Annotated in this window: 10 protein-coding genes; 7 read left to right on the forward strand and 3 right to left on the reverse strand. The window is 41.8% G+C overall.

Annotated features, from left to right (window positions below; genetic code table 11):
* The first annotated feature begins 136 nt into the window (after positions 1 to 136).
* Genes MN869_RS11540 through MN869_RS11565 form a run of 6 tightly spaced genes read left to right on the forward strand, consistent with a single transcriptional unit; the run spans position 137 to position 9645 of the window.
* The gene (locus MN869_RS11540) at positions 137 to 1921 is read left to right on the forward strand and encodes an ABC transporter substrate-binding protein (protein WP_005312633.1); all 1785 of its coding nucleotides are present in this window, start codon (positions 137 to 139) and stop codon (positions 1919 to 1921) included.
* A 14-nt stretch (positions 1922 to 1935) separates the two neighbouring features.
* Positions 1936 to 3750 carry an ABC transporter substrate-binding protein gene (locus MN869_RS11545; RefSeq protein ID WP_033134444.1) on the forward strand — a complete coding sequence of 605 codons (1815 nt, stop codon included), beginning with the start codon at positions 1936 to 1938 and terminating at the stop codon, positions 3748 to 3750.
* A gap of 26 nt (positions 3751 to 3776) precedes the next feature.
* On the forward strand, positions 3777 to 5795 hold the full coding sequence (locus MN869_RS11550; RefSeq protein ID WP_033134426.1) for a M3 family metallopeptidase: 2019 nt from the start codon (positions 3777 to 3779) through the stop codon (positions 5793 to 5795).
* A gap of 12 nt (positions 5796 to 5807) precedes the next feature.
* Positions 5808 to 6746: an ABC transporter permease gene (locus MN869_RS11555; protein ID WP_004804925.1), complete on the forward strand. Its 939-nt coding sequence runs from the start codon at positions 5808 to 5810 to the stop codon at positions 6744 to 6746.
* A 10-nt stretch (positions 6747 to 6756) separates the two neighbouring features.
* Positions 6757 to 7899: an ABC transporter permease gene (locus tag MN869_RS11560; protein WP_005205504.1), complete on the forward strand. Its 1143-nt coding sequence runs from the start codon at positions 6757 to 6759 to the stop codon at positions 7897 to 7899.
* Between the two features lie 12 nt (positions 7900 to 7911).
* The gene (locus MN869_RS11565; RefSeq protein WP_033134427.1) at positions 7912 to 9645 is read left to right on the forward strand and encodes an ABC transporter ATP-binding protein; all 1734 of its coding nucleotides are present in this window, start codon (positions 7912 to 7914) and stop codon (positions 9643 to 9645) included.
* 54 nt (positions 9646 to 9699) lie between these two features.
* Here MN869_RS11565 and rluB read toward each other — a convergent pair whose 3' ends face one another.
* The 3 genes from rluB to MN869_RS11580 are packed head-to-tail and all read right to left on the reverse strand — an operon-like array spanning position 9700 to position 12080.
* Entirely contained in the window at positions 9700 to 10647 is a 948-nt protein-coding gene (rluB, locus tag MN869_RS11570) for a 23S rRNA pseudouridine(2605) synthase RluB (protein WP_004804930.1), read from the reverse strand.
* 42 nt (positions 10648 to 10689) lie between these two features.
* Positions 10690 to 11289, reverse strand: coding sequence for an SMC-Scp complex subunit ScpB (gene scpB, locus MN869_RS11575; RefSeq protein WP_005205502.1), 600 nt, complete (start codon positions 11287 to 11289; stop codon positions 10690 to 10692).
* Positions 11286 to 12080: a segregation/condensation protein A gene (locus MN869_RS11580; RefSeq protein WP_004804932.1), complete on the reverse strand. Its 795-nt coding sequence runs from the start codon at positions 12078 to 12080 to the stop codon at positions 11286 to 11288. Before MN869_RS11580 ends, scpB begins: the two co-directional genes overlap by 4 nt.
* 246 nt (positions 12081 to 12326) lie before the next feature.
* Here MN869_RS11580 and MN869_RS11585 point away from each other — a divergent pair, with 246 nt between their 5' ends.
* A complete protein-coding gene (locus MN869_RS11585) occupies positions 12327 to 13043 on the forward strand; it encodes a GNAT family protein (protein WP_033134428.1) in 717 nt (238 codons plus the stop codon).
* The last annotated feature ends 40 nt before the right edge of the window (positions 13044 to 13083 follow it).

Below are 13083 nucleotides of genomic sequence, written 5' to 3' on the forward strand. Positions count from 1 at the left end.
ACTGGTAAAACATCATTAAATAAATGATTTTTTAATAAAAAGTTGGAATGAGACACGCTGAAAGGGAAACGGTTGTAGTGTTGAATGCTATGCAAAAGTCTAGTATTTATTAAAAAACGATGATGTGAGCACTGATTTGAAGTCAACTTTTTTTACGGTCACTGTATTATCAACCGTTATTGCATTTATGCCGATGGGGTATGCAAAAACACCTGCTCAGGCAGATAAAGTACTCCGTGTTGCTTTTGAAGCCCCAGATGATGGTTTTGATATGGTTAAAACTTTTAATTTTTACAGCGGAAATGTCGCCGATGTAATTTTTGAAAGATTGCTTCAATACGATTATCTCGCTAACCCAGTAAAATTGGTTCCATCTACAGCAGAAAGCCTACCTGTGATTGAAAAAAATGGTCAGGTTTATATATTTAAAATAAAGCCAGGGATTTATTTTACCGATGATCCTGCATTTAAAGGTAAACGCAGAGAGCTGGTTGCAGAGGATTATGTCTATTCCATTAAGCGGATATTAGATCCTAAAAATCATGCCTCAGCATTTTCTTTTATTGATAATAAAATTGTGGGTGCAAATGCACTGGTGGACCAAGCCAAAAAAACGGGCACATTTAACTATGATGCCAAGATTGACGGCGTTAAAGCACTGGATAAATATACGATTCAATTTACCCTGACGCAACCTGATTATAATTTCCCTTATATTTTGGCCTATAGCACCTTTGGTGCGACTGCACGGGAAGTGGTTGAATACTATAAAGATCGATTAGCCATGCATCCTGTGGGAACAGGGCCTTATATGCTGAGCAAATATGTACCCCGCAGCAAGATCGAATTAGTTGCAAATCCTGATTATCGCGGTTTTGTCTGGAATTTTAAATCGACAGGCACGGCATGGGATAACCAGCTGGTTAAAGAAATGAGTGGCAAGCAAATGCCGCAAATTGGCAAAGTCAATATTAGCATTATCGAAGAAGAACAATCACGTTGGCTCGCTTTTCAGTCCAAACAACTGGATTTTGATAAGGTCACTTCCAGTGCAATTCCTAAAGTGCTTGATCAAAATAATCAGTTAAAAGCAGAAATGCAAAAGCAGGGTATACGTCTGTATGCCAATAAAGAGGCAGAGATCACTTATTCAATGTTGAATATGCGTGATCCTGTTGTTGGTGGTAATAGCTTAGATAAAATTGCGTTAAGACGTGCAATTGCGATGTCTTTTAATGTCAATGAATATATTCGCATCTTAAGAAAAGGTCAGGCGGTTAAGGCTGAAATGCTGGTACCTGCAGGCATTAATGGTCATAACCCGAATTATCGCAGTAGCATTGGTTACAATCCTGTTTTAGCCAATAAATTATTGGATCATTTCGGCTATAAAAAAGGCCCAGATGGCTATCGTAATCTGCCCAATGGCAAGCCTTTAACCTTAAAAATAAATACCGAGAGTGGGACATCTTCCGTGATGTATTCTGAATTGTGGAAGAAAAATCTAGATGCAATCGGGATTCGGGCAGACTTTAAAGTCAGTAATTTTGCCGATAACTTAAAAGCCGCAACCCAGTGTCAATACATGATGTGGAGTGGCGCATGGCATGCGGATTATCCAGAGGGTGAAAATTTCACGCAATTGCTTTATGGTCCGAATGTTGGTCGTGGTAATCAATCCTGTTATCAGTCAGCTGCTTATGACAATTTATATAAACAGGCGATGCAGCAAGCCCCTGAAAAACGTATGCCATTCTATGAAAAAATGAGTCGTCAAATTGAAGCAGATGGAACGTGGATTTTACAAGATACACGGATTCGGAACTGGTTGATTCAACCTGAGGTGCAGGGATTTAAAGCTCATCCAATTATGAATACCAACTGGCAATACTTAGATATTGTTTCACCAAATCAAAAATAAGTGATGTTTTTATGATGAAGCAAAATTTTAAACTTTCGATGCAACGGACTAGTCTGGCGCTGTTATTGGGGACAACATTAAGTCTAGGGGTAACGATTACAGAAGCGAAAAGCCCTGCCGATCCAAAAAAAGTCTTACGTTATGCCTTTCCAGTGGCAGAAACGGGATTTGATCCCGTAGCGACACAAGACCTGTATTCGGCTCATGTCTTATATTCTATTTTTGAAACGCTCTATACCTACGATTATTTAGCTTCGCCTGCCAAGTTGGTGCCAAAAACGGCAGTGGCATTACCTGAAGTGAGTGCGGATGGGTTGACCTATACCATTCGGATTCAGAAAGGGATTTATTTCACACCTGATCCTGCATTTAAAGGCAAGTCACGTGAACTCACCACTGCTGATTATGCGTATTCATTTAAACGCTTACTTGATCCAAATCTGCATTCTCCTAACAGCTGGTTATTTGAAGATAAAATTGTGGGCATTGAACCACTTATTCAACAAGCCAGTAAAACAGGAAAGTTTAATTATGATCAGCCGATCGCGGGACTACAAACGCCTGATCGTTATACTTTGGTGATTCGTTTAAAAGAACCGAATCATAATTTTCCGATGCTGTTGGCGCATCAACCCACGGGTGCAGTGGCACGTGAAGTGATTGAAAAATATCGTGATAAGGCGGGCTATGTGATGGGACGTCCTGTGGGAACAGGTCCTTATATGCTGTCACATTGGACACCAGGTTCACGGATTATATTGAAGGCAAATCCAGATTATCGTGGTTTTACATGGGACTTTAAGGCCAGCACTCCTGAAGATCAAAAAATCGTACAACAGATGCAAGGCAAAAAAATGCCACAAATCGGTGTGGTCGATATTCAAGTCATTGAAGAATCACAATCGGGTTGGCTGTCATTCCAAAAAGATGGTTTGGATTTATTTACACTTGATGGTGAATTACCTGCACAGGCTTTGCAATCCGATGGTTCATTAAAACCTGAACTTGCTCAGAAGGGCATCCAACTGTCTCGTATTTCAGATCCTTCGATTGATTATTTGTATTGGAATATCCAAAACCCTGTGGTCGGTGGTTTTAGTAAAGATAAGATTGCATTGCGCCGCGCGATGTCCATGGCAGTTTCTAAAGAAAAATTTATCGCGGTCTTGGCCAAAGGCAATGCCCAAAAATTAGAATCACCGATTCCATATGGTGTAGCAGGGCATGATCCAAATTATAAAAGCAGTATTCCTTATTCTGTAAAGGCAGCCAATTTGCTATTGGATCGCTACAACTACAAAGTAGGTAAAGATGGTTGGCGAACTTTACCTGACGGAAAGCCTTTAGTGATTGAATTTATGCCATCGACCAGCAGTGCACGAAGTATGCAAATGGCCGAGTTACTCAAGAAAGATTTAACCAATATTAAAATTAATATGGTCTCGAAGCCTGTTCCTTTCGCAGAAGGTTTAAAAGCGGAGAAACAATGTAAAACCATGTTTAAGGCTTCGGCTTGGATTGCAGATTATCCTGACGCAGATAATTTTGTGCAGTTGTTCTATGGCAAAAATATTCATGCAACCAATCATACCTGCTTCAAATTACCCGAATATGACCGTCTCTATGAGCAATCATTGAGACTTGAGGATGGCCCTGAGCGCGATATGCTGTACCGCAAAATGTCACGGTTGTTAGAGTTTTATTCGCCCGTACAATTTATGTCGACGCGTTACCGTACCGTGGTCGCTCAACCACGTGTGATTGGTTATAAAAAACATCCTGTTCTGCCAGCAGAGTGGATGTATATCGATATTCAAGACAAGAAATAACAAACAGATTAAATTGGAGAAAGCGCATGGCGAAAAGAATATTGAAGTTGTCGACACTGGGACTGTTATCGATGGCAGTCACGGGGATGAGTCAAGGCATTTGGGCTGAAAGCACACGAACCACGTTACCGATTTTAAAAAGCAGTGAAAGCGCACAATGGTGCGATGCTAATTTACAGACTTTAAAGCAGCGTATTTCTCAACTGGAAAAACAAAGCATTAAACCGCAATCCGATGCTGCACCTGTGTTGGCAGAGTGGGATCAATTAATGGCAACTTTCGAGAATTTTGCTGGGCCGATTAGCCTGTATAGCAATGTTGATCCAGATGCTAAATTACGCCAAGCTGCTGAAGATTGCGAAGTTAAGTTGAATCAACTACAAACCGAAATTTATCAGAATCCGAAGTTATACCAACGTTTTAAAAACACCAAAGCCAACGATGCAATTGATACTAAGTACCGCCAAGATATTCTTGATGCCTTTGAAGATACAGGGGTACAACTTTCACCCGAAAAAAGAGCACGGGTCAAAACAATTTTTGATGAGTTGACCAAACTTTCGCAAGAATTCTCCCGCAATATTCGTGATAACCCAGAAAAATTAGAATTTACGCCTGCCGAGCTAAAAGGCTTACCAGATAGTTATATTTCAGGCCTAAAGAAAAATGACAAAGGCAATTATTTATTAGGGTTTGAATATCCAGAGTACCAACCGTTTATGGAGTTGGCCGACAGTGATGATGCACGCAAACGTTATCAAACTGCATTTACACGTCGTGGTACAGAAAAGAACTTAGTCTTGCTTAAACAGATTATTGACTTACGTTATGAATTGGCGCAGCTGTTTGGTCAACCAAGCTATGCCGATTGGGCGTTAAAAAAACGTATGGCGAAAACGCCAAAAACGGTTAACACCTTCTTGGCTGATGTACACAACGTTGTTGCACCACTTGAGCAAAAAGAAGTGGAAGAACTCCGTGCATTTAAAGCCAAAACCTTGAACACAACTTTAGAAAAAGCTGAAATTAACCGTTGGAATGTGAACTATTGGAGTGAAAAACTCCGTAAAGACAAATACCAGATAGACCAAGAAAAACTGCGTGATTATTTCCCGACCTTAGCGGCACAAAAGTGGTTATTTGCGATTTCATCTGATCTTTATGGGATTGAATTTAAGCCAGCCAAAGTCGATGCATGGCAAGATGAAGTTGAATATTATGATGTCACTGACAAAAAAACAGGTGAAGTTCTCGGTGGTCTATACATGGATAAATTTCCACGTGAAGGCAAGTATGGACATGCAGCGGTCTGGGGAGTATATGGTGGCAGTACGCTGAGCAAGCGTAAACCAATTTCAGTGTTGGTCACCAACTTTAACCGCAAAGGTTTAAATAGTGACGAGCTGGAAACCTTTGTACATGAGTTTGGTCATGCCCTACATGGCATTTTATCGAAAACCCGTTATTCGGGACAGTCGGGTACATCGGTAGAGCGCGACTTTGTCGAAGCACCATCACAAATGTATGAAGAGTGGGCGCGTCGTAAGGAAACCTTGTCTAAAGTGGCCGATTATTGTAATCCAGCTTGTCCACGTGTAGACGATGCCCTAATTGCACGCCTTAAATCGGTACATAACTATGGACGTGGTTTGCGTTATGCACGTCAAACCCTATATGCACAATATGACATGGCTTTACACGGTGCGGATGCGCTGAAAGTACAGCCGATGGATGTCTGGAAAAAAATGGAATCGGCAACCGCATTAGGCTATGTACCGAACACCGAGTTCCCTGGACAGTTTGGCCATCTGATGGGTTATCAAGCGGGCTATTATGGCTATATGTGGTCTGAAGTCTTAGCCTTAGATATGTTGTCGGCTTTTGGCGATAACCTGAATAATCCAGAAGTAGGACAACGCTACCGTCAGGCGATTTTGTCACAAGGCAGTCAAAAGAATGCAGCACAACTGGTTAAAGACTTCTTAGGCAGAGAACCAGATAACAAAGCCTTCTTTAATGAAATTACAGGTCAACGGGTCAAATAAGGATTTGCCATTATGCTTGCTTATGTCGTGCGTAGACTATGGCAAATGATCCCGACCATGTTGGGTGTCATTTTGCTGATTTTCTTCTTGTTTAACTGGGTGGGGGGCGATCCTGCATATATCTTGGCAGGAAAAATGTCCAACCCTGAGCAAATTGAAAACATCCGTAAACAGTTGGGGGTTGATCAACCTTATTATGTGCAGTTGTGGATTTTTATTAAACAGATTCTGACTTTTGATTATGGTGCCAGTTGGAGTACAGGCGAATCTGTCTCACAGATTATCTTGACTCGTTTAGGGCCCTCACTAACTTTATTGATTCCTCTAACCATTTTACAAACTGTGATCTCAATCATCTTGGCACTAGCGGTTGCATCAGTGCGTGGTTCATTGACCGATCGTATGGTGATGATGCTGTGTACCATTGGCATGTCGATCAGTATCTTGGTGTATATCATCATCTTCCAATATGTTTTGGCCTATCAGTTAAGTTGGTTCCCCGTACAAGGCTGGAGTGATAGTTTTAGTCAAAATTTATTCCATTATGCCTTGTTGCCGATCTTAATCATGTTGGTGGTCAGTATTGCTCCAACGCTACGTTTATATCGAAGCTTCGTCTTAGATGAAATTAACCAAGATTATGTGCGGACTGCGCGTGCTAAAGGTGTGGGGGAGTCTCGGGTACTGGGTGTGCATGTATTGCGTAATGCTTCGATTCCCATTGTCACCGAAGTGATGGCCAGTCTGCCTGCCTTATTGATTGGTGCTTTCCTGATTGAACGTTTCTTTGGTATTCCGGGCATTGGTCGAGAAATTATTATTGCGGTTGAACGCAGTGATTTTCCTGTGATTAAAGCCATCACCGTATATATCGCTGCAGTCACCATGATTTTTAACTTGATCGCCGATCTGATTTATAAGCTCCTCGATCCTCGTGTGCAGTTGAAATAGGAGGATGACGATGCTCAGTACAATTTTTAAAAGCAAAGCTGCCTCGAATGAATCTTCTGCGTCAACAGGATTGTGGCATTTGGCCTTGAATCGATTGAAGTCAGATCGAATCGCCGTGGTGTCTTTTTTGGTGGTTTTATTTTATTTCATCCTGCTCGCTTTATCGATGACAGGGGTAATAGCCTCTAATTGGAATAAAGAAGTTGCAGTCAGTTATGCACCACCCACTTTCTTGGGTGCGGATACAGAGTCAGATCAAATTAAGGCAACTACAGAAAACACAGCAACTTTGCCTGAAAATCCTGTTGATCCTCTGAAAGACGTGATTCAGCAGCTGAATGCGGAAATTCAAGCTGAACAGCAAGGTGGCTCAGTCATTGATAATTATGGCGTGGTTGATCCTTTGGCTGAGGATATGCAGCAGATTGATCAGCAACTCGGTGGGCATTTACTCGATCAAAAGCAAGAGCTCAAAACCACTTTGCCTTTTGGGGCGGATAAGTGGGGACAAGATGTGTTGCTAAAAACCATCAAAGGTGCTGAAACTTCAATTCTGGTCGGTTTATTGTCTGCGCTATTGGCGGTGGTGATTGGTACTTTTTTGGGTGCAATTGCAGGTTATTTTGGTGGCTGGGTTGATGATGTTTTGAACTGGTTCTATAACATTTTTACCTCGATTCCTTATCTGTTGTTGGTGTTGGCCATTGCGGCTGTCCTGCAACAAAAAGGCATTCTGTCGATTGTGTTGATCTTGGGTTTAACTGGTTGGACGGGGGTGTTCCGTCTGATTCGTGCCGAATATATGAAACATAAATCGCGCGAATATGTTCTGGCAGCCAAAGCCATTGGAGTGAGTCATCTACGTCGTATGTTTGTACATATCTTCCCAAACGTGAGTCATATTGCCTTGGTACAGATTTCGATTTTGGTGGTGTCATTCATTAAATCTGAAGTCATTCTGAGCTTCCTTGGTTTTGGTGTACCTGTCGGCGTGGTGTCTTGGGGCAGTATGTTGAATGAAGCGCAAAGTGAGCTGATCTTAGGTAAATGGTGGCAATTGGCTGCGGCATCTATCGCAATGGCGGTGTTAGTCACTGCATTCTCGATGTTTACAGATGCCTTACGTGATGCTTTAGATCCTAAGTTGAAATAGCGGAGAGATAAAATGCAATATCAGAATGAAACAACGCTATTACGTGTCGATGATCTCCGTGTCAGCTTTAAGGGTGAAAATAAGCAGTGGATTGAAACAGTCAAAGGGATTTCATTTTCAATTCCTAAAAATAAAACTGTAGCACTGGTTGGTGAGTCGGGCAGTGGTAAATCGGTCACTTCCCTAGCGGTGATGGGGCTGTTGCCAAAAGGGCAAAGTCAAATTGCCGAACAGAGTCAAATTTGCTTTGAAGGTAAAGACTTACTCAACTTATCGGCCAAAGAGATTCGCAAAATTTGTGGTAAAGACATTGCCATGATTTTTCAGGAACCGATGTCCTCGTTGAATCCTGTCTTTACCGTGGGGGATCAAATTGCTGAGGTGTTATGTATTCATTTAGGCATGGGACGTAAGCAGGCCAGAGCACGGGTACTTGAGTTGCTGAAAGAAGTTGGTATTCCTGCACCAGAAACCAAGATCGATGCTTATCCGAGTCAGCTTTCAGGTGGGCAACAACAACGGGTCATGATTGCGATGGCAATTGCCTGTGAGCCGAAGTTGCTGATTGCCGATGAGCCAACCACAGCCTTAGATGTCACCATCCAAAAGCAGATCATTGATTTATTAGAGTCATTACGACAACGCCATGAAATGTCGATGCTGTTTATTACCCATGATTTAGCCTTGGTGGGTGAAATTGCAGATGAAGTGATTGTGATGCGTCATGGTGAGATTCGGGAAAGTGGCCCTGTTGAACAGGTGCTGGAACAACCACAAGATGTGTATACGCGTGCTTTGCTGCATTGTCGTCCACAGTTGGCGACTCGTCCATACCGTTTGCCTGTGACCAGTGATTTTATGCAGCAGGACGAAAATGGACAACTGATCGAAGCCACCAATCTGTCTGATTTAAACCTGAAACAACGTGTCCGTGGTCTGACTGGCGATGAGCCGATTGTGCTCGATGTAAAAGATCTGAAAAAGTCATTTTATAGTCGTAAGGGTTTGTGGGGACAAGACGAATTTCAAGCGGTTAAAGGTGTCTCTTTTCAATTGGCCAAAGGTAAAACCTTGGGCCTAGTTGGCGAGTCGGGTTCAGGTAAAACCACGATTGGTCTGCTATTGATGCGCTTACATGAAGCCACAGGCGGGCAAGCCTTGATTGGTGGAAAAGATATTCTGGCCATGAGTGAGAAAGAGTTTTGTCAGTACCAGCGCAAAATTCAAATCATTTTCCAGAACCCTTATGCTTCACTCAATCCACGCTTTACTATCGGGCAGATTTTATTGGAACCGATGCGGATTCATGGCATAGGTCAAAATGATGCTGAGCGTAAAAAGATGGCATTCGAATTGTTAGAGCGCGTCAGTTTGCCTGTTCAAGCCTATGACCGTTATCCACATGAGTTTTCTGGTGGTCAACGACAGAGGATTGCGATCGCACGTTGTTTAACCTTGAAACCTGAGATTTTAATCTGCGATGAGTCTGTTTCTGCACTGGATGTTTCGGTACAGGCGCAGGTGTTGAATTTGTTGCAGGATTTACAGGACGAGTTTGGTCTGAGTTATATCTTTATTTCACATGATTTATCTGTCGTGAAATACATTTCTGATCAAGTCATGGTCATGAATCATGGCGAATTAGTTGAGATTGCTAACTCGGACGAACTGTATTTACATCCACAGCATGAATATACCAAAAAACTGCTGAATGCGATCCCGCAAGGCATTGTTCAGCATAGTTAAAGCCAATAAAAAACGCTCTTATTAGAGCGTTTTTTTATTTTTTAGGATCAAGAATTAGAACTTCTTAAAGCCTTTATTGAAACCAATGGTTTTACGACCATTGTTATTATTGGCATTGCCACTTGGACGTTGTTGCTGTGACTGATCTTGTTCATCATCACGACGTTGTTGGCGTAAGTAACCGCCACGACGTGCTGCCATTGGCTTTTCAGACATACGTTCAGTACGGCGTTTTGCCATACCAAATAGACCTGTACCTTGACGTGGTTTTAATTCCACTGATTTTGCCAAGTTATCGATATCGCTTTTATCCAATTCCATCCAACGACCTGTACGTAACTCGCGTGGCAAAATGACAGTGCCGTAACGAGTACGCAATAAGCGGCTGACTTTTAAGCTTTGTGATTCAAAGATACGACGGACTTCACGGTTACGACCTTCTTTAACCACCACTTGATACCAACGGTTAATACCATCGCCACCAATTTCTGAGAATGATTCAAACTTGGCTGGACCATCTTCAAGCTCAACACCTTTCAGCATATTATTGCGAATTTGTGGGGTTACTTCGCCCATCACGCGAACAGCATATTCACGCTCAACTTCGTTTGAAGGGTGCATTAAACGGTTGGCAAGTTCACCATCATTGGTGAATAACAATAAGCCAGTACTGTTAATATCCAGACGACCCACCATGACCCAACGGTCGTTGGCAATTTGAGGCAAATGATCAAATACCGTAGGACGCTTTTCAGGGTCATTACGTGAACAGATTTCACCTTCTGGTTTATAGTAAATTAATACGCGGCGGCGAATTTCATCTTCAATTTGGAATTGTACTTTACGACCATCGATACGAAGTTCATCACCTGGTTCGATACGTTCGCCAACTTGGGCAATCTGACCATTGATACTGACACGACCAGCAGCAATGACTTCCTCCATATAGCGACGCGAGCCTAACCCGACTCTCGCTAAAACCTTTTGTAATTTTTCACTCATGACAGCACAACCTTAGACATAATGATCAACAGTTCACCTTTCTCAGGACTTCGGCGCATGTGCGTCGAGTGTCATGAATGCTTCCTTGGCGTTCTGCAGGGGAGGCAATTGACCTAGCGAAGCTAAACCAAATGCATTTAAAAATTGGGGCGTTGTGACTAACAACGCAGGTCTTCCGGGTAAATCTCTGAAACCAGATTCTTTAATCCAGTTCCAGTCAAAAAGCGTTCTTAAATTCTGGCTATTGTTGGATACACCACGAATCTGCTCAATATCGGCACGTGTGACTGGTTGATGGTAAGCAATCACTGCGACAGTTTCGAGTAAAGAGGGTGACAACTTGGTTGGGCGCTCTGGCCAAACCTGTGCAATAACATTTCGATATTTGGCACGTACTTGAAATCGAAAACCTTGCGCAGTTTCAATTAATTCGATTGAACGGCCATGCTGTAACATCGCCAGTTGCTGTAAAAATGTGCGTAATTGCTGCTTATTATATTGGTTTTGAAAAGCCTCTTTTAGACGTGCAAGAGAGACTGGTGAGTCACTGGCGAATAAAATCGCTTCAAGTTGCAATAAAACCTCATGATGAATGTCCTCAAACGACATACCTTCATTTTGCTCAAATTGATCTAAACTCATGCAGCAACTCCTTGAATGGTTAAAGGAGCTTCAATACCTGTATGGATAATCTGAATTCTTTGCTGACGTGTCAGTTCAAGCACCGCCATAAAAGTGACCACCATCCCCATACGACCTTGCATGGGATTTAATAATTCAATAAAACTCAATGCCTCACCTGACGCAAGTTGGCTTTCAATAAAGGCTATACGTTCTTCCAATAATACAGGCTCTTGTGCCACAACATGAGTGATGGGCTCAGGGCGGTTGAATACGCAAAATAAAGCATCATGCAAGGCTTCAACATCATAGCCTTCATAAATAGGGGCAATGTGACCAATACTCACGTTAGCGCTAAAAGTATCGCGTTCGAAGATTGGCATCTGTCCCAATCGTTCCGCAGCTTGCTTTATACGTAGATAGGTTTCTAAACGGTCAATTAACTCTTGTTTTGGATCTTTTTCAAATTGATCAACAGCGACTGGTTTCGGGAGCAGTAAACGCGATTTCAAATCTGCAAGTAATGCTGCCATGACCATATAATCAGCCGTGAGCTCAATATTCAGTGATTTCATACTATCCATATAGGACAGATATTGAGTGGCAATCGGAGAAATATCGACCTGTAATAAATCAAAGCCATTTTTTTGAATCAGGTAAATCAGAAAGTCTAACGGGCCTTCAAATTGTTCCAGTAAGATTTCAAACGCGGCGGGCGGTATATATAAATCTTCAGGTATGACTTCCTGCCACTCGTCAAGCACGCGAATGGAAGGAGTGGACTCCAAAGTTTGGGGGAGAATTTGGTTCATTACCGTTATAAGCCACGCGAATTTTCAAAAGCATGAAAGATATAATTTTTTGTGCAAAGAGAGGCACATGCTACCAAGAGCAGCTCTATTCTAATCGAAATTGCCAATTTAATAAATTACCTACTTACAAAAACCTTAAAGTTCTCAGGGTATTTTCTGTATTTATGCAAGATTCCATAGGTCATAGAAAAAACTTATGCTTAAATTAGCAACGGAAATCATTCTTTTTTTCAATTATAAATCATCATGAAACATTATTTAAAAACACAACAGAACCAGTTTGGGCAAACCGTAGGCTTTGCCATTGATCATCAACCCAATCAACCGATTAAACATAATTTAGATGGGCAATCTGTCAAATTGATTCATATTGCTGGTGAAATTTCTGATCAGGCTGCGAATCAAATTTGGGATGCTGTTGCAACGGAAAAGGATGCGGCCTGCTGGACGTATTTGCCTTATGCCGCACCGCAAAGCCAATTTTTGTTAAAACAGGATTTGCAAAATCTATTTGGTTTTAAAGGCTCAACTCATTTTTTAATTGAAATTGATGGCGAGACCCAAGGTTGGATTGCTTTGTTAAATCCAAGGCTGGAACAGGGCGCGATCGAAATAGGCAATGTTTACTTTTCCCATCGAATGAAAAAGTCCAAAGCATCAACGGAGGTAATCTTTTTACTGTTACAACGATGCTTTGCCCATGGTTTTAGGCGTGTAGAGTGGAAATGTGATGATTGTAATGCACCGTCTAAAGCCGCAGCCTTACGTTTTGGTTTTCAGTATGAAGGTTTATTTCGTCAAGATCGGATGACTAAAGGGCATAACCGTAATACTGCATGGTTTTCAATCATTGATGAAGAATGGCCTGATTTAGAAAAAATCTATCAACAATGGCTCAGTCCTGATAATTTTGATGCGCAAGGTTTTCAAAAACAGCGATTGTCTGACTTTTTTGAAGGCTAATGAGCGATTATTAAAATTCGCTTATGCCTTTTTTAAAATA

The organism is Acinetobacter sp. NIPH1876, from assembly GCF_022808535.1.
GTDB lineage: Bacteria > Pseudomonadota > Gammaproteobacteria > Pseudomonadales > Moraxellaceae > Acinetobacter > Acinetobacter higginsii.